Annotated in this window: 30 protein-coding genes; 25 read left to right on the top strand and 5 right to left on the bottom strand. The window is 68.8% G+C overall.

Going from position 1 to position 15,171, the window contains the following annotated elements; translation table 11 throughout:
- Positions 1-8 precede the first annotated feature (8 nt).
- The 16 genes from AB5J49_RS08165 to AB5J49_RS08090 all read left to right on the top strand — a co-directional run bounded on the left by AB5J49_RS08165 (position 9) and on the right by AB5J49_RS08090 (position 8,340).
- The gene (locus tag AB5J49_RS08165) at positions 9-335 is read left to right on the top strand and encodes a GIY-YIG nuclease family protein (RefSeq protein WP_369167838.1); all 327 of its coding nucleotides are present in this window, start codon (positions 9-11) and stop codon (positions 333-335) included.
- Entirely contained in the window at positions 335-1,144 is an 810-nt protein-coding gene (locus AB5J49_RS08160) for a hypothetical protein (protein WP_369167836.1), read from the top strand. Before AB5J49_RS08165 ends, AB5J49_RS08160 begins: the two co-directional genes overlap by 1 nt.
- The gene (locus AB5J49_RS08155; protein ID WP_369167834.1) at positions 1,128-1,739 is read left to right on the top strand and encodes a DnaA/Hda family protein; all 612 of its coding nucleotides are present in this window, start codon (positions 1,128-1,130) and stop codon (positions 1,737-1,739) included. Before AB5J49_RS08160 ends, AB5J49_RS08155 begins: the two co-directional genes overlap by 17 nt.
- A gap of 46 nt (positions 1,740-1,785) precedes the next feature.
- A complete protein-coding gene (locus AB5J49_RS08150) occupies positions 1,786-3,150 on the top strand; it encodes a replicative DNA helicase (protein ID WP_369167833.1) in 1,365 nt (454 codons plus the stop codon).
- A complete protein-coding gene (locus tag AB5J49_RS08145; RefSeq protein ID WP_369167832.1) occupies positions 3,147-3,386 on the top strand; it encodes a hypothetical protein in 240 nt (79 codons plus the stop codon). Before AB5J49_RS08150 ends, AB5J49_RS08145 begins: the two co-directional genes overlap by 4 nt.
- Positions 3,387-3,435: 49 nt before the next feature.
- Entirely contained in the window at positions 3,436-3,807 is a 372-nt protein-coding gene (locus AB5J49_RS08140; RefSeq protein WP_369167831.1) for a hypothetical protein, read from the top strand.
- Positions 3,808-3,858: 51 nt separating this feature from the next.
- Complete coding sequence (locus AB5J49_RS08135) at positions 3,859-4,371, top strand: VUT family protein (RefSeq protein ID WP_369167830.1); 513 nt, start codon at positions 3,859-3,861, stop codon at positions 4,369-4,371.
- On the top strand, positions 4,368-5,423 hold the full coding sequence (locus AB5J49_RS08130) for a hypothetical protein (RefSeq protein ID WP_369167829.1): 1,056 nt from the start codon (positions 4,368-4,370) through the stop codon (positions 5,421-5,423). Before AB5J49_RS08135 ends, AB5J49_RS08130 begins: the two co-directional genes overlap by 4 nt.
- Positions 5,424-5,490: 67 nt before the next feature.
- Positions 5,491-6,030 carry a hypothetical protein gene (locus AB5J49_RS08125; protein ID WP_369167828.1) on the top strand — a complete coding sequence of 180 codons (540 nt, stop codon included), beginning with the start codon at positions 5,491-5,493 and terminating at the stop codon, positions 6,028-6,030.
- Positions 6,027-6,440, top strand: a complete 414-nt coding sequence (locus tag AB5J49_RS08120) for a hypothetical protein (RefSeq protein WP_369167827.1) — start codon at positions 6,027-6,029, stop codon at positions 6,438-6,440. Before AB5J49_RS08125 ends, AB5J49_RS08120 begins: the two co-directional genes overlap by 4 nt.
- A gap of 51 nt (positions 6,441-6,491) precedes the next feature.
- The gene (locus AB5J49_RS08115; RefSeq protein WP_369167826.1) at positions 6,492-6,908 is read left to right on the top strand and encodes a hypothetical protein; all 417 of its coding nucleotides are present in this window, start codon (positions 6,492-6,494) and stop codon (positions 6,906-6,908) included.
- Positions 6,905-7,072: a hypothetical protein gene (locus tag AB5J49_RS08110; RefSeq protein ID WP_369167825.1), complete on the top strand. Its 168-nt coding sequence runs from the start codon at positions 6,905-6,907 to the stop codon at positions 7,070-7,072. The genes AB5J49_RS08115 and AB5J49_RS08110 overlap by 4 nt, the downstream gene beginning before the upstream one ends.
- Positions 7,069-7,428, top strand: a complete 360-nt coding sequence (locus AB5J49_RS08105) for an HIT family protein (protein ID WP_369167824.1) — start codon at positions 7,069-7,071, stop codon at positions 7,426-7,428. The genes AB5J49_RS08110 and AB5J49_RS08105 overlap by 4 nt, the downstream gene beginning before the upstream one ends.
- Entirely contained in the window at positions 7,428-7,613 is a 186-nt protein-coding gene (locus AB5J49_RS08100) for a hypothetical protein (protein WP_369167823.1), read from the top strand. Before AB5J49_RS08105 ends, AB5J49_RS08100 begins: the two co-directional genes overlap by 1 nt.
- Positions 7,610-7,960 (top strand): LuxR C-terminal-related transcriptional regulator, encoded by a 351-nt coding sequence (locus tag AB5J49_RS08095; protein WP_369167822.1) that lies wholly within the window; start codon positions 7,610-7,612, stop codon positions 7,958-7,960. The genes AB5J49_RS08100 and AB5J49_RS08095 overlap by 4 nt, the downstream gene beginning before the upstream one ends.
- Positions 7,957-8,340, top strand: a complete 384-nt coding sequence (locus AB5J49_RS08090) for a hypothetical protein (RefSeq protein ID WP_369167821.1) — start codon at positions 7,957-7,959, stop codon at positions 8,338-8,340. Before AB5J49_RS08095 ends, AB5J49_RS08090 begins: the two co-directional genes overlap by 4 nt.
- Before the next feature lie 51 nt (positions 8,341-8,391).
- Here the strand turns inward: AB5J49_RS08090 and AB5J49_RS08085 are convergent, their stop codons facing one another.
- From AB5J49_RS08085 to AB5J49_RS08065, 5 genes are all read right to left on the bottom strand, one after another.
- Entirely contained in the window at positions 8,392-8,637 is a 246-nt protein-coding gene (locus AB5J49_RS08085) for a hypothetical protein (RefSeq protein ID WP_369167820.1), read from the bottom strand.
- A 128-nt stretch (positions 8,638-8,765) separates the two neighbouring features.
- Positions 8,766-9,059 (bottom strand): hypothetical protein, encoded by a 294-nt coding sequence (locus AB5J49_RS08080; protein WP_369167819.1) that lies wholly within the window; start codon positions 9,057-9,059, stop codon positions 8,766-8,768.
- 96 nt (positions 9,060-9,155) lie between these two features.
- A complete protein-coding gene (locus AB5J49_RS08075; protein ID WP_369167818.1) occupies positions 9,156-9,824 on the bottom strand; it encodes a GIY-YIG nuclease family protein in 669 nt (222 codons plus the stop codon).
- Between the two features lie 141 nt (positions 9,825-9,965).
- Positions 9,966-10,727, bottom strand: coding sequence for a GntR family transcriptional regulator (locus tag AB5J49_RS08070; protein WP_369167817.1), 762 nt, complete (start codon positions 10,725-10,727; stop codon positions 9,966-9,968).
- 1 nt (position 10,728) lies between these two features.
- Positions 10,729-11,265 (bottom strand): GntR family transcriptional regulator, encoded by a 537-nt coding sequence (locus AB5J49_RS08065; protein ID WP_369167816.1) that lies wholly within the window; start codon positions 11,263-11,265, stop codon positions 10,729-10,731.
- Between the two features lie 186 nt (positions 11,266-11,451).
- Here AB5J49_RS08065 and AB5J49_RS08060 point away from each other — a divergent pair, with 186 nt between their 5' ends.
- The 9 genes from AB5J49_RS08060 to AB5J49_RS08020 all read left to right on the top strand — a co-directional run bounded on the left by AB5J49_RS08060 (position 11,452) and on the right by AB5J49_RS08020 (position 15,169).
- Positions 11,452-11,673, top strand: a complete 222-nt coding sequence (locus tag AB5J49_RS08060) for a helix-turn-helix domain-containing protein (protein ID WP_369167815.1) — start codon at positions 11,452-11,454, stop codon at positions 11,671-11,673.
- Entirely contained in the window at positions 11,670-12,044 is a 375-nt protein-coding gene (locus AB5J49_RS08055) for a hypothetical protein (RefSeq protein ID WP_369167813.1), read from the top strand. The genes AB5J49_RS08060 and AB5J49_RS08055 overlap by 4 nt, the downstream gene beginning before the upstream one ends.
- Positions 12,044-12,184 (top strand): hypothetical protein, encoded by a 141-nt coding sequence (locus tag AB5J49_RS08050; RefSeq protein WP_369167812.1) that lies wholly within the window; start codon positions 12,044-12,046, stop codon positions 12,182-12,184. Before AB5J49_RS08055 ends, AB5J49_RS08050 begins: the two co-directional genes overlap by 1 nt.
- A gap of 189 nt (positions 12,185-12,373) precedes the next feature.
- On the top strand, positions 12,374-12,622 hold the full coding sequence (locus AB5J49_RS08045; protein ID WP_369167811.1) for a hypothetical protein: 249 nt from the start codon (positions 12,374-12,376) through the stop codon (positions 12,620-12,622).
- Positions 12,623-13,022: 400 nt separating this feature from the next.
- Positions 13,023-13,199, top strand: a complete 177-nt coding sequence (locus AB5J49_RS08040) for a hypothetical protein (RefSeq protein ID WP_369167809.1) — start codon at positions 13,023-13,025, stop codon at positions 13,197-13,199.
- Positions 13,200-13,358: 159 nt separating this feature from the next.
- Complete coding sequence (locus AB5J49_RS08035) at positions 13,359-13,559, top strand: hypothetical protein (protein WP_369167808.1); 201 nt, start codon at positions 13,359-13,361, stop codon at positions 13,557-13,559.
- 18 nt (positions 13,560-13,577) lie between these two features.
- Positions 13,578-13,817 (top strand): hypothetical protein, encoded by a 240-nt coding sequence (locus tag AB5J49_RS08030; RefSeq protein WP_369167807.1) that lies wholly within the window; start codon positions 13,578-13,580, stop codon positions 13,815-13,817.
- Positions 13,817-14,005: a DUF4236 domain-containing protein gene (locus AB5J49_RS08025; protein ID WP_369167806.1), complete on the top strand. Its 189-nt coding sequence runs from the start codon at positions 13,817-13,819 to the stop codon at positions 14,003-14,005. The genes AB5J49_RS08030 and AB5J49_RS08025 overlap by 1 nt, the downstream gene beginning before the upstream one ends.
- Positions 14,006-14,029: 24 nt before the next feature.
- Positions 14,030-15,169, top strand: a complete 1,140-nt coding sequence (locus tag AB5J49_RS08020) for a hypothetical protein (protein WP_369167805.1) — start codon at positions 14,030-14,032, stop codon at positions 15,167-15,169.
- Positions 15,170-15,171: the final 2 nt, after the last annotated feature.

Below are 15,171 nucleotides of genomic sequence, written 5' to 3'. Positions count from 1 at the left end.
GAACGCTCGTGCTGACTAGCCCACCGCTCAGGGAGTTCAACCCGGGAGCCCGGACACGTGACCTCGTCCGCCCCGAGGAGGACCCCGGCCTGGCGCCGCGCACGGCCCTGTACCGCTTCTACGACCGCAGCAGGGCCCTGCTCTACGTCGGCATCACCGGCCAGCCCATCGAGCGGTGGGTGAAGCACCGACGAAACGCCAGATGGTGGCCGGCCGCCGCCTACGTCGCAGTCGAGATCCATCCCACCCAATGGCAGGCACTCGACGCCGAACGTCACGCGATCCGCACCGAGAACCCCAGCTTCAACAAGCGCAGCGCGAGAGGAGGCCACTGATGCCGCGCATTCGGTCCATCAAGCCTGATTTCTTCACCTCCCTGACGATCGCCGATCTCACCTACGAGCAGCGGCTCACCTTCATCGGCCTCTGGACGCACGTCGACGACAGTGGCCGCTGCGTCGACGACGCGCGCCTCATCAAGGCTGCCCTCTGGCCCCTCGATGAGCGGACCGCGGCCGACATCGAAGGCGATCTGGGAGCCCTCAGTGAGTCCTCACTGATCCTTCGCTACACGCTCAATCAGAAGCGCTACTTGGCCGTTCGAGGCTGGCGCGAGCACCAGAAAATCAACCGCCCGACGGACAGCAAGATCCCCCCGCCGCCAGAGGCCCCAATCCTGGGCGCGACCTGCGCAGATGAGGACTCATCCACTCCTCACGGAGGAAGCACGGAGGACTCACTGGCGGAAAGGAAAGGAAAGGAACAGGGAAAGGAACAGGGAACAGGGAAAGGAACGCCCGCCGCGACACCTTCGGCGACGCGCGCATCCGCCGATCCCGGGCCCGCCTTCGACGAGTTCTGGAGCCTGTACCCCCGCAAGGCCGGCAAGAGCGAAGCCGCCAAAGCGTGGATCAAGGCGACCAAGAACGGCGCCGACCCCGCATCCCTTCTCGCTGCCCTCAAGGCGCACGCCGAATACCACCTCGCGGCGAAGACCGAGCAGCAGTTCATTCCTCACGCCTCGACGTGGCTGAACCAGAAGCGCTACGAGGACGAGCCCCCGCCCCTGCCGCGTAAGGCAGGCACGCCGACAGCACCCCGCGAAATCCCCGAAGAGGAGATCCCTGATGCACTCCAGTTCTGAGCCGAGCCCGCGGCAGTCGTGGATCGCGGAGCGGCGTGACGCCGCCGTCGCCGCCTTCACTGCCAAGATCCCCGGCATCTACCAGGCCGGCATCGAGCTTGAGCCACCCGTCGCCGCCTGGGCTGCCGGCGACTCCGACTGCCCGAGCCTGTTCCTCACCGGCCCTATCGGCGTCGGCAAGACGCACTCCGCCTGGCAGGCCACCCGCCAGTGGGTGCACGGCCAGTTCGGTGACAGCTACCGCGGTAGCCCGGTCGTCGAGTTCTACCGCTCGACCGCCCTGTTCGACGCGCTGCGCCCCGACGCCCATGACTATTCCGGCCGCGCGCTGGTGAAGCACCTGCAGAAGGTCGACCTGCTGTTCATCGACGACCTGGCCGCGGCCCGCCCCTCGTCGTGGACGCAGGAGCGCCTCTTCGAAATCTTCGACGAGAGGTACATCAACCGACGGCCCGCGCTCATCACCTGCGACGTGCTGCCGTCCGCCCTCGCCGAAGTCACCGGCGACCGCGTCCGTTCCCGCCTCGCCGAGATGTGCCGCGGCGGCGTGGTCCTCCTGCAAGGCGCCGACCGCCGCCGAAGCGCCGCCGCCTGACGGCCGCCCAACCCCAACCCGAAGCGAACCCTTAGGAGATCAACGCGTGACCACCGACATGTGGGAGACCCCGCTCGACGACCAGTCCGAGCCGGCCGCCCGCCCCGCCGACCTCGACGCCGAACACGTAGTCGTCGCCTCCGCGATGAGCCGGCCCGAACTCATCGACGAGATGGCCGCCGAGTTCGACCCCGCCGACATCACCACCGACTGGCTCCGCTGGACCTGGCACGCCACCGACGAGATCCGCCAGACCCTCACCAAGGGCGAGATCCGCTGGCAGGCAGTGCACCGCCAGCTCGCCGCCTGGAACGCCTCCGGCTACCTGCCGATCCCGCTACCCGGCGAAAACCAGCTCGCCGACCTGTACTTGGTGGCGAACCCGGGCGCCGCACCCTGGTACGGAGCGAAGATCACGCGGGCTGCCGTTGCCGCCCGCCTCATCGCCCACGGGCACACCGCGATCCTCCGCGGCCGGTCTGCCGCCTTCGACCCCGACGAGGACATCGCCGCCATTCAGGCCGAGCTGGACGGCGTCGTCCGCACCAGCGAGCAGTCCGAACTGTCCACGATCGGCGAACTCCTCAGCGACTCCCTGATCCGGGCCATCACCGCGCCGACGGTGGATGACCGCATCCCCACCGGGTTCATCGACCTCGACAGCCTGCTCTGCGGCGGCTGGTCCCCCGGAAAGCTCGTCGTCATCGGTGCCCGGCCGGCCATGGGCAAGACGACACTGGCTCAGGACTTCGCCAGGGCCGCAGCCATCGCCAACAAGGTCCCGACACTGATCGAGTCCCTGGAGATGGGCAAGGAGGAACTCTCCGACCGGATCCTGTGCGCCGAGGCACGCATCCCGCACCACCACCTCCAGCAGGGCAACGTCACCGACGTCGACATGGCCCGCGCCACCCGCCGCGTCCCGGACATCACGGCCGCCCCGCTTCACGTCAACGACTCGCCGATCCTGTCGATGCCGACGCTGCGCGGGCAGGTCCGCCATCTGGTGCGGACCATCGGCCTGCGGCTGGTGATCATCGACTACCTGCAGCTCATGCAGGTCGCCAAGGCCGAGAACCGCCAGCAGGCCATTGCCGATCTGTCGCGATCCCTGAAGCTCCTGGCAAAGGAGTTCGGCATCACAGTGATCATCCTGTGCCAGCTCAACCGCGGCCCCGAGCAGCGCACCGAGAAGAAGCCCATGGTGTCCGACCTGCGCGAGTCGGGTGCGATCGAACAGGACGCCGACATCGTGGTCCTCCTGCACCGCGAGGACGCCTACGAGAAGGAATCGCCCCGCGCAGGCGAGGCCGACCTGATCGTCGGCAAACACCGCGGCGGTCCGACGGCCACGATCACCTGCGCCTTCCAAGGGCACTACGCACGGTTCGTGGACATGGCCCAGACGTGAGCCTCAACCCGGAGGACATCGCCGCCCTCCGGAAAGACGGCGACCTGGAGAGCTATCTGCGCTCCCTCGTAGGAGCCCCACCGCCGAAGCCGGCACCGGCCGAACCGGCAGCTCCCGAAGAACCCGACTACGTCATCCCGCACCGCGGCGCGTGGCCCATAGGCAGCGCCCCCAGCGGGCCCACCCCCACCCACGGCAAGTGCACCTGCCCCAAGTGCGCCACCGACGCCGCCTGACCGCGCGTTGACCCGCGCCACCCCACAACACCACCCGAACGGAGACACCGTGACCACCACCTGGCGAGCCCGCTGCTCTCGCGGCCACTACCTCGCGTCGAAAGACGTCCACACCACGCTCGGCCCCGAGGACTGGGACGACACCTGCCGCTGCAAGATCAGCCCCCAGCAACGCGAGGCCAGCACCGAGACGTTCGGCCACGAGCCGGTGCAGGACGACCGTGAGTTCTTCGGCGAGGTGTCCGACGACCCGCCCGTCTGCGCCCGCTGCACGCGCACCATCCGCGCCTGGTTGCCCGTCGTCATCGATCAGGAGCCGAGCGGCCGGGTCATCACCCGCGATCAGTGGATCGGCTACGAGGTCGCCGTCCTCTGGCCCTGCACGAGCGCGATCGTCCTCGGCATCGACGCCGCCGCCTGACCCGTCGCCACCCCAACCTCCATCGCCACTGACCCGCACGTAAGGAGCCCCATGAACACCAGAGGTGCGATCGCCCTCACCGCCTACATCGCCACCATCCCCGCCGCAAACTGGGCGGTGACCGAGTTCGGCGCCGTCCCGGTCGGCTTCGACTACCTGGCCCCGGCCGGCGTGTACCTGGTCGGTCTCGCCCTGGTCCTGCGGGACTTGGCCCGGGAGGCTGCCGGGCGCGGCGCAGTCCTGGCCGCGATCGCCGTGGGTGCCGCCCTGTCGTGGTGGCTGGCTGACCCGGCGCTGGCGGTGGCGTCGGCCGCGGCGTTCGCGGTGGCGGAGTCGATGGACTTCGCCGTGTACGAGCCGCTGCGTAAGCGGGGCCTTCCGGTGGCGATGCTGGCCTCGAACGCGGTGGGTCTGCTCGCGGACAGCCTGATCTTCCTGTGGCTGGCGTTCCGGTCGTTCGAGTACCTGCCCGGCCAGCTGCTGGGCAAGGCGTGGATGACGCTCGCCGCGGTTGCCGTGATCGCGGTCATCGCGCGGCGCCGGGCCCAGGTGGTGGCGGCGTGACCCTCGCCCCGGAACAGCCGATGCTCGCCGCCTGCGACTGCCTACCCCTCGCGTGCGGTCACTGCGCCTGCGACCGCTGCGAGGACTGCGGCGGCTGCTCCGGCGGCAACGGGTGCACCTGTGCATGCATGCTCGAAGAGCTGCGGGAGCAGCAGCGAGGCGTCGAGCGGATCGCCCACATTGCCGGAATGGTTGCCGAGCTGTACCTCGGCACCCACGAGCGGCACTGGCTACACGACCCGAAGTTCGCGGAACGCCTCGCCGGGCGCACACTCTTCGTTTCCCGCGTCCGCCTTGCCGAACGCAAGTCCGCGTTCCCGAAGGCCCTGCACCCGTACTGCATCGACTCCGGCGGGTTCTCCGAGCTGCAGTATCACGGCCGGTGGCGGATCACCGCAGCCGAGTACGTCGCCGAGATCCGCCGCTACCTGTCCGAGCTCGGCCCGGAGCTGTGCAAGTGGGTCGCACCCATGGACTACATGTGCGAAAGGATCGTCATCGAGGGCGGTGCCGCCCCCCGCGGGCTGAAGTTCCACGGCACCCGCGAACTGCGCGGCCTGAAGCCCGGCGACCCCGAGCAGGACCGCCTCACCGCGGTGCGCATCCACCAGCGGCTCACCGTCGAGAACTTCCTGGAGCTCAGCGCTCTGGCCCCCGAGATCCCGTGGATACCGGTCCTGCAAGGGCAGACCCTCGCCGACTACGAGTACTGCGACCAGCTGTACGGCGAGGCTGGCGTCGACCTGTTGCAGGCCCGCGTTGTTGGTCTCGGCTCGGTGTGCCGACGGCAGGCCACCGCGGAGATTGAAGAGATCGTCAACCACTTCCACGCCAAGGGCTACCGGCTGCACGGCTTCGGAGTTAAGACCCTCGGCCTGGAGCGCTACGGCCACAAGCTCGTCTCCGCCGACAGCGTCGCCTGGTCGTACACCGCCCGCGAGGAAGACATTCAGCTCGACGGCCACACGCACAAGAACTGCGCGAACTGCGCCGACTGGGCCGTGGAGTGGCACCAGCGCGTCGTCCGCCAGCACCTCACACCCGCCGCATGACCACCCACTGGACCGGCTGGCCGCGGGCTATGCGGCCACCGGCACCCCAAGCCAACCAGGAGCCAACGTGAGCAACAACCCGCAGACCGACCGCACCGCCCTCCGTGACCGCATCCGGCACGCCCTCTGCCAGGCCGATGGGTTCGGCTTCGCCTGGGGCACCGACATGCTGGAGCCCGACGAGTACGGCGAGGTCGCCGACGCGGTGCTGGCCGTCCTGCCTGCCGTGCCGGTCCGGCCCGCGCCGCCCGCCGCCGTCCTGCGTGAGGCAGCCGGTGACGCCGGGCGGTTGCCCGTCGACGACCGCTACCGGCATCACAGCCAGCTCGGTGACGCGTGGGACGCGGGCCGGGACGCGGTCGTGCGGCTGCTGCGCCGCAAGGCCGATGGGGTGCAGCAGCCCGACACCGAGACGCGCGCGACCTGGGGAACTCGTCCCCGCTGCACCTGCTCGCACGTGGTCGACGAGCACAGCGTGTACGGCTGCTTGGACAACTGCGCCTGCGAGTGGATGCCCAAGCGCAAGCCGATGGACCCGGTGCACATTCTCGGCATCGATGCCGTCAGCGGCCCGGGTCGCGTGGCCGACGAGGGGCCGCGATCGTGACCGCAGACTCCCTCACCGCCAACTCGGCCCCAGGAGGGCCGCTGTACGCCCCTGAGAGCGCCGAAACCCCACTCGCCGGTGTCTCGCGACGCCGAGACCCCCTCAGCGGGCCGCAGACGGGCGCTGAGAGCTTTCGATCTTCGGTCGACCTCCCCACCCCGCTTGCCGTCACCCGCCACCAGTGCCCGTTCTGTCGCCGCACATGGGCGAAAAAGGCCGCAGCCACCGCCCACATGGCCCGCTGCTGGCAGAACCCCGCCGCCCGCGCCTGCAAGACGTGCACGCACTACGAGCCGCGGTCCGAGGGTCCCTACCCGCAGCACCCCGGCTGGCCCGGGGACTGCGGGGCGGGCGAACTCATCGGTGACCACCCCACCACCAACTGCCCCAGCTGGCAGCCCACCGCCTGACCACCCCGGCCGCCCCCAACCCGGGGGCGGCCCGCACCGAAAGGAGCCGCAATGATCCGCGAGACCCGATTCCTCATCAGCCGCAAGCCGTTCGCCGTTGACCTCGACACTCTCACCGGCAGGCAAGCCGGAGGCATTGACCGCATCACCTTCAGCGGCAGCGTCAACGCCCTGTGGTTCCGACGGCAGTCCGGCGTCACCCGGGCCTGCCTCGGGACGCTGAAGCTTTGGAGCCACTACCTGCCGCAGCCCCTCAACCTCGACGACCCGCACGCCGTCCTGTCCGCCGATTTGGACGGCCGCTACGGCGGCGACTGCGAGGGTCGCTGGGACGGCGAACGGTACTGGGGTGCGCAGGAGCCCGATGTTCAGCAACAGCACCTCGCGATCCTGCGGCCGATGCTCGCCAACTACCCGGAGATCCCCGACGGATACGACGGCTGGTGGACGTTCCAGGAGCCCCGGTGACCGCCACCGCCGTCGAGCAGTTCGCCCTCGACTGCGAGCCCATGTGGGATCTCGACGACGCCACCTACGTCGACCACCACGACCGCGACCTGTTGGGCCAGGGAGCCACCGCCTGGCAGATCGTCACCGCCACCACCGTCCAACACGACGGGAGCTACCTGTGACCGAACAGCCCTGCCCGTTCTGCGAGATCAACCTTGGCCGCGCGCCCGCCACGTTCGTGCACGAGTGGTCCGACACCATCGCGATCGTCCCGCTTAACCCGATCACCGAGGGACACACCCTGATCATCCCGAAGACGCACGTTCGTGACTTCGCCACCGACCCCGAGGTGTCCGCAGCCACGATGCGGCGCGCGGCCCAGCTCATGCAGCGGACGGACCGGCCTATGAACGTCATCACCAGCAAGGGCCGGGAGGCCACGCAGTCCGTGTTCCACCTGCACTTGCACCTCGTGCCGCGCGCCGAGAACGACGGGCTCGCGCTGCCCTGGTACAGCGGGCGCAGGAAGGCCGCCTGATGACCCGCCGTCTGCAGTGGCAGCCCGACGACGGCAGCGCCGCCATCCTCGCCGCCTACGCCCGCCGCCGCGAACCCTGGCGCACCGTCCTCCGCCGCGCACTCCGCCTCCTCGCCCGCGCCGACGGAATCCTCGACAACCACGACCGCATCGTCATCGAACGACGGCAACGGAGCACGCCGTGACCCGAGTCTCCACACCCGGCAGTCGACTCACCGACCTTGAGACCACGGTGCTCCGGCATGCAGCCGACGGCCGCACCATCGAGGCCACCGCCCGCCTCATCGACAAGTCGATGCCCGCCGTACAGGACGCCCGGCACCGACTGATGGGCAAACTCGGCGCCACCTCACTGGTCAACGCCGTCCATCTCGCCTGGCAGGCCGGAATCCTCCGCCGCGAACGCCACGGCGACCACGCCGGCTACGCCGCCCACACCTACCGCGGCGAAGACCCCTGCGACCTATGCAAAGCCGGGGAACGCAAGTACCGCAACGACCTGCGCAACAAGCCCAAGGAGGCAGCCGCATGAGCGACCGCATCAACCAGCTCTCCGCCCGAGCCCAGTGGTTCCTGCAGAACTTCGACGAAGTCGACCTCGCCGACATCTGCGCCAGCCACGAAGCCTCCAACAAGGCGCGCGAAGAAGCCCTCGACCGCATCCGCCAGGTGATCGACGAACGCCGGACTGAAGTCGCCGAACGCGAAGCCGACGGCATGCTCCCCTTCGGCACACCCGGCGCCTCCTGGTGCGACGCCGTCACCGTCACCTGCAACCGCATCGACGACGCACTCAAGATCCCCCCGGAGCCTGTCGGCATCCCATGCCCGGCCAGTCACGACGACGGGCCCAGCGTCGCCGAATGCGCCGGAGTCGACCGCAACTGGGACGTCGAGAAAGCCGGCGAATGACGAGGGCCCCTCTCCGAGTCCGGCGGAGAGGGGCCTTCTGCTGTGTGCGGGCTACGCGGCTTCCTCCACCTCCGGCGGTCGCTTCCCGTTCAGCACCTGCCGCACCCAGCCCTCCGACAGGCCCAGTCGGCCCGCCAACTCCGGCACCTGCACCCCACGTCGGTGCGCACCCCGCAACGCTGTGTTCCGCCGCTGCTGCAGCCGCTCCCGCGCAGCCCTACTCGCCACCGTGCGATGCAGGACCACCGCCAGCCGCAACAACACCCAGCCGGCCGCGTCATTCAACGTGCGCCGCATGTAACCCCCCTGTCGACATTTCGCCACCCCGCTGAATGTCCACGGTCACGGGTCGACAGCGCGGCCACAAGGGCGCACACAGCACTGCACCGCCCGTGCAACACGGACGGTGCAGGAGGGGCAGAAGATCAGACGCGCGACACGGAGAACGGCTCCGGCAGCGGCGGGGCATCGAGGCCCAGCCCCTCTGCCAGCAGCATGCGGGCCGCGGTGTCCCGCTCGAAGGCGGACCGGCCCGTCGGCATCGACAGGATGCGGGAGCCGTCACGGCGCTCCACGAACGCGCCGAAGAAGGTCCGGTCGGTGATGCTCGATTCGACGATCTCCGTCCGGCACTCAGTCAGCAGCTCCGGGAGCGGTGCATCCAGGAGATCGACAGTGGTCTTCGGCTGGGGGACGGCGCAGCCCTGCGATACAGTCATGCGTGTACCTCGATTCTGGTGATGAGGGGTTGCTGATCAGCGGCTGGCACCGCTGGTGATGAACAGGCCGGGCGTTCCAGCGCCCGGCCGTTCGCGTTAACTGGCTTGCTGGTTCTGAGTGGCTTTGGCTCCGTACAGGGGAGTGCCCCCGAGCGAGATTTGGTGGGCCCGTTGGGCACTGACGCCGCCCATCACCTCGCCCACCTGACGCCAGGTGCGACCCGACTTCTTCAGGTCAGCAGCGATGAGCTGGTAGATCTCGCGGAATTCGTCCGACAGCTCGTCTTCCAGCAGCTGCATGGCTTCGTACCTCTTCACGGGATCCTGGATGTCGGCAAGAGCGCTGAGAGCCGTCATCAACCCGCTCCACATCTTGGCCATCTTTCTGCCGAGCTGCTCCGGACTGTCCTCTGGCCCTCGCTCGGTGGTCTCCGGCGCTCGCGCCGGACGTGGCGCCTTCTTCTTGAGGCTGACCTTCTGCCGCAGCCACGGCTCGTCCTTGATGGCCCATTGCACGCTGACCACCGGGTCGCCTCCGAAGGTGAACCACTCGCCGTGCGTCCGCAGGGCGGAGAACTGGCGGTGCAGGTTTGTCTCCAGTTCGTGGCCGCCCGGATGCGTCCAAAGGACTCCCAGCGGTACTGGCGACATCCGCTGAATGTCAGATAGCCGCTTCTCTGGATCGATCGTCCTGCCGATCTTCACCGTCTTGCTTCCGGGCGTCCCGAGGACGTAGACAACCTCGGTCGGTTGGGGCTCAGGCATGCTGCTCCTAACTGAGCGTGTGGCGTGAGCCACTCTCGGAAGTGACTGTAAGAGGATCGTTGAGAAGTTGGCAAGCCTCTCGTTTGCCCGCAGATGCAACAAAGCCCCGACGCCCAGGCGTCGGGCTGGTGGGCGGGCATATCAGAACTCGTACTCCAGCTCGTAGAGATGGCCCGCCTTGGTCATGACTTGCGCCTGAATCGGGCGGTCGTCCACGCTGTACGTCACGCGGAACTGGCGCAGCACGGGCAACTTCGTGGGCATCTTCAAGGCCTTCTGCTGCTGCGGGGTCGGCCAGCGGGCGGCCACCTTGTCCACGCATCGCAGGGTTGGAAGCCCTGCCTCTGCGAGGACGCGCCCCGCCCCGCCCTTGATGCGTCGACGTTCGGCGATCGGTGTCCCCCCGGCCAGGTCGAGCGGGAAATAGACCTCGACCAACTCGCAAGGTTCGTCGTCCAGATACAGAACCTGTCGCCTCAGGATGGCCGTGTCCTCCTCGCCCAGCCCGAAGGCTTCGCGAACGAGGTACGGCGGCACGACTTCTTCGACGTCTAGAAGCTCCGAGCGGCCTGCGAAGCCCTTCCGCTCGGCTGCGGTGATCCACTGGTACTTGCCGCCATCCGTCGGCGGATTCTTGTACTCGGCGGGCGTCATCGTGCGCTGTCGGTGGGGGCGGGCGTAGATGCCGGCACCCCTGCGGGTGTAGACGAGCCCTTCGCGCTCCAGGATCTCCATCGCGTTCTTGATGGTCTGCGCGGCAGCGCCGAACTTCTCGGTGATCCTTCTGCTTGAGGGTAGGGGTTTGTCGGGCGGGAAGTCGCCGTTCAGAATTCCGTCTCGTAGGTAGGCGGCGATCTGGTCCTGCACTGGCCAGATGGGCTTGTCCTTGGGTTCGTCTGCCATGTCAGTCGACCTTCATTGAGTAGTGGAGCCGTCCAATGCGGCCGGGGCTGACCATGACTGACACCTCGTAGGGGTGCCCGTCGGGCGATGCGATGGTGCGCGTGAGCGCCAATATCCACTCGCTGTTGTCGGTGAGTTGCAGGGCTTCCGCTTCCTCCTTCGTGGGGGGCCTGGTCTGTACGTCCTCGCTCACGGTCCCTGGCTGGTAGCCGAGTTCGGCGAGGAGGGTTACGGCGCCTCCCCGGATCTTTCCGGTGTGGGCGAGCGGCGTGTCGTCTGCGATGAAGGCGGGCCAGTAGGAGTGCGCCACTTCGACGGGCTTTCCGTCGAGGAGGATCAGGCGCGCTCGCGCAACGACAGGCGTACCGGGTTCGAGGCCGAGAGCTTCGGCAACGTCTCGGGGTGCCGACTGCTTGCCCGCGTCGAGGATTCGCTGGGTCCCCGTTCGGCCCTGTTCGTCCGCCTCTTTTCCCCAGACATCGCCTTGGTTGCTCTCGATGTACGGCATTGACGCGCCGGTCCAGCGTGCGTCTGTCACTCGCGCTCCTCTAGTGGGTGACTTCTCCTGAGTCCTCCATCGATTTTTCCAACCATAAGCCCACGTCATTGGGCGGCGCGGAGCATACGAGACCGTCGCGACCGGGCGAGAAGGTTGCAACCTCTCAAGAGACGTGTCACAGTCGAAGTGTTCCAACCAACCCCTACTCCTGGATTGGAGAACCCGATGCTGCCTGCGGCTCAGAAGCTGCTCACCGTGGCGGAGGCCGCAACGCTGCTGCGAGTTTCCAAGCCGACGGTCTATCGCTGGGCTGCCAGCGGATATCTGCCGTCGATCCAGTACGGGCAGCCCCGCGTCGAGGGCGAAACCCGACGTGGGGGAGCGATCCGGATCCCGAGCAGCGCCGTGCAGGAGCTGCTCGACCTCTCGCCCGAGGAGGCGGCATGACCACCGCAACCACCCCCACGTCCCCGCTTTCGCCGGCCGCCGAGGCTGCGCTGCACCGTCTGGAGGCCGCGTTCTCCCCGGTGCTGGCTGAGCAACGAAGCATTGAGCACCGTCTGGCTCGTCTGGCGGTCGGCGAGTCCGCGACCGTGAACGGCACTGAGGTGACCGTCGTGAGTCTGGCGGTGGCCGAGGCGCTGACCGTGCACGAGACGGCTGCTGTCCGCGCTGCCGAGCTGGCGGCGAAGGCCGCGTCTGGTGTGGATCTGCCCGCGCTGGATGTCCGGGCGTGGGGGTTCGCCGAGGAGTTGATGGCCGGCGCCCGCGCCACGCTCGCCAAGGCTGGTCGCCTCGACTTGATCGGGGTGTCGTGATGGCTGACGACCACGGCAAGACGAAGGACGAGCTGCCGCAGCGTCCTCGTGGCCCGCACCCTTACGGCACGCCGGATCTGCCGCCGCTGCCGCGTGACACTGCGGCTCGCCGCCGGGCGCTGGCCGTGCGGAAGTGGTGACCGCCGTGAGCGCCGCCGACTACGAGCGGATGCTGCGTCGGCTGCGCGAGGTCAACGACCGCAGCGAGCACCCGACCCGCTAACCCCTGATCCGCCGCGGCGCGGTCGACACCCCCCCGTCCCGCGCCGCGGTGCAGTTCCTCGCACCACCCCATCCCGTCCCGGCATGACCAACCGAGGAGATCAGCCATGTCCGCTTCCGTCCAGTCCGCTCAGACCGTGTGGTCCGACGGTGTCACTCACCGCTTCCTGACCAGGGCCGCTGAGATCACCGGCAACCACGACCTCGCCGTCGAGGTCAGCGAGGGCCAAGTCGAGGCCTCCTCTCGCTGTGCCGGATGCGGCCATCGCGAGCACACCTGGTTCCCGCGTGAGATCCACGGCCGCGCGCAGCAGCACGCGGAGAAGTGCCGCGCTGTGCCCCGCCCGACTGTCTGACCCTCAACCCACCGTTCCTGACTCGATTGGATCCGCTGTGTCTCCGTTCCTGTTTTCCGCCGACTACGCCGTCACTGAGCTCGGTCGTAGGGCCCGCGCCAACACGACTGTCGCCGAGGCGGCCGTGCTGTCCATCACTGATCTGTTCGGCGAGTACGCAAGGGCCCGCGGGGGTCGGCGACTTGGACCGGATGCGGGAGATCCGTAAGGGCGCCGACCCGGAGCTGCTGGCCGAGCTCCTCGGGTTCAACTACCCGGCCGCCGCCTGAGACCGCCGTGGCGCGGGAATCCCCCGTCCCGCGCCCGGCACCAGCCCCCGCCAGGCCGAATCCGGGCCGCCGCCTCACCGCAGGCCGGGGCACGCACCGCCAATCCCATCCCATCGAGCAAGGAGAAGCACATGGGCAAGTGGAAGTTCTACGCATCCGACAACGACGACTACCCCAGCAGCGGGCCGCAGCGGACTCAGATCCGCACAGTGACAGCGCCGGATAAGGAGACGGCGCGGGGGGCGCTGATCAGCCACCTGAACGCGACGGCCGGCGGCGACTGGCACGCCGATGCGGAAGGCGAGTGACCGTCCGCTAACTGCCGTGGCGGTGGCCCCCTCCCCGCCGCCACGGCACCCCGGTCCTGGCCGGGCACGAGGTCGCCCCGCACTCCATCCCCCGGCGGGGCGGCCCCGTGCACGACCAGCACCACCAGCCATCCATCTCCGACCGTCGAAGAGGTCGTCATGCTCCGTGTCATCGCCTGGGCGTTGCTCGCCCTCTATCTGCTGGTTTGCGGTCTGTGGCCGTCGGCTGCCGCGCCGGTCGAGCTCACGTTCACCGGCCTGGGTGCCGTCATCGCCGCGATCCCGGGGCCTGTGCTCCTGCTGGCTGCGGTCGTGGCGTGGCTGAAGCACCGGCCCGCCCCCAAGACCGCCACCGCCTAACTCTGAGAGGAGCCCGTCATGGGCTGGTTGACCCCGAAGTACCCGAAGTCCGACACCGCTGGCGCCACCAGCACCCCCGCACCGCGCGAGTCCCGTGCCGCCCGCAAGGACCGTGAGCGGCACGAGCGGATCCGCGCCAACTTGGACGAGGGCTGGCGGAACGCCCGCCGGGCCAGCAGCGAGCGCGACGCCGCGTTCTGGGCCGACTACGAGCGCCGCAACGGCAAGGGCTCCGTCGACTGGTCGGGCGGTGCCTGATGCCGATCACGTTCCGTAAGAGCTTCCGGATCCTGCCCGGCGTCCGACTCAACATCAACCGGCGCAGCTGGTCGATCACGTTGGGCGGCGGCAAGGGCCCGCGCCACACGATCTCGTCGACCGGGCGCCGCACCACTTCAGTCGATCTCCCGGGGCCCTTCGGGTTCCGCCACAACCACCGCCGCTAGAGACCTGAAAGGACACCGGTCATCGTGAGCAGCTGGCGAGAAGAGCGCCGCCGCGACAATGCAGCGGAGGCCGAGGAGCGCCGGAAGACCCAGGCGTTCCAGGCTCAGCTGCGCCGCGACGAGCGCCGAGAGTCCAAGAAGGAACGACGCGACGAAAAGGCACAGGAGCGCCGCGACAAGGCGGCCCGCCGCCAGGCTCGCGCCGCACGCCGGGAGAAGACCCTCACCCCCGGCAACGTCTACCGCAAGGGCACCCTCGCCCTGGTGCTCGCCTCGGCCGCGGCGTCACTGCCCGCGCAGATCATGCACTTCGCCGGGATCAGCCTGATGCTGCTGCCGATCCCGTTCGCCCTCGAAGGCGCCGCCTGGGTGATGAACGCTGGCGTCGCCTACGCCGATGAGCGGAAGCTTCCCGCCTGGGTGCGGTGGCTGATGCGCGGCCTAGCGATGTCGGCGGCCGGGTACGCCGCCCGCATCAACCTTGGCTACGGGCTCAGCCTTGAAAGCCACGGTCTCAGCGCAGCCGATGCTGCCGCAGTCGGCTGGGGACTTGCCGCGGTGACGATGCTTGGCCCGTTGTTCTTCGAAGTCCGGCAGTGGGTGCTCACGCTGACCGCGTCCACGGTCGACTCGAAGAAGCAGGCCGATGAGAAGGCCCGCAAGAAGCATGAAGGGAAGCGGTACCGGGACCACAAGGACGTCGTGAAGCTGGCCCGCCGGCTGGTGTCCGCCGCGCCGTTCGGGACCCTCCAGTTCGAGGACGCGTTCGCGTCCGCCTGGGAGATCTTCTACGGCACCAGCAGCCCCTGCATGACGCCGGCGCTGCACGCGCAGCAGCTTGCCTCCCGGCAGTCGCTGGCGGCCGCGATGGACGAAGCGAACGGGGCTCCGATAAGTGCACGCGGGCGCCTGCTGGAACGCCTTCACCCCGCGCCCTCAGCGCTGCTCTCCCTGTCTGGATCTTCGCAGGTGGCGACCCAAGTCCCCCCGACCTCCAAGAGGGTGCCTGGGGGGAGCCAGAAGGACGCACCCAAGGGGGCCCGCACAAAGCCCGTTCCGCCCGTCCGGAAGAAGGGCGACACCCCCCGCTTCCACACCGCGGCGAAGGTCGCCGCAGCCGACACCGCCCGCAATCACGCCGCCGTCAACGGCCACCACCACTAGGA

This window comes from Streptomyces sp. R28 (assembly GCF_041052385.1).
Taxonomy (GTDB): Bacteria; Actinomycetota; Actinomycetes; order Streptomycetales; family Streptomycetaceae; genus Streptomyces.
The sequence above is the reverse complement of the archived record's forward strand: the minus strand, read 5'-3'. Positions and strand labels throughout refer to the sequence as shown.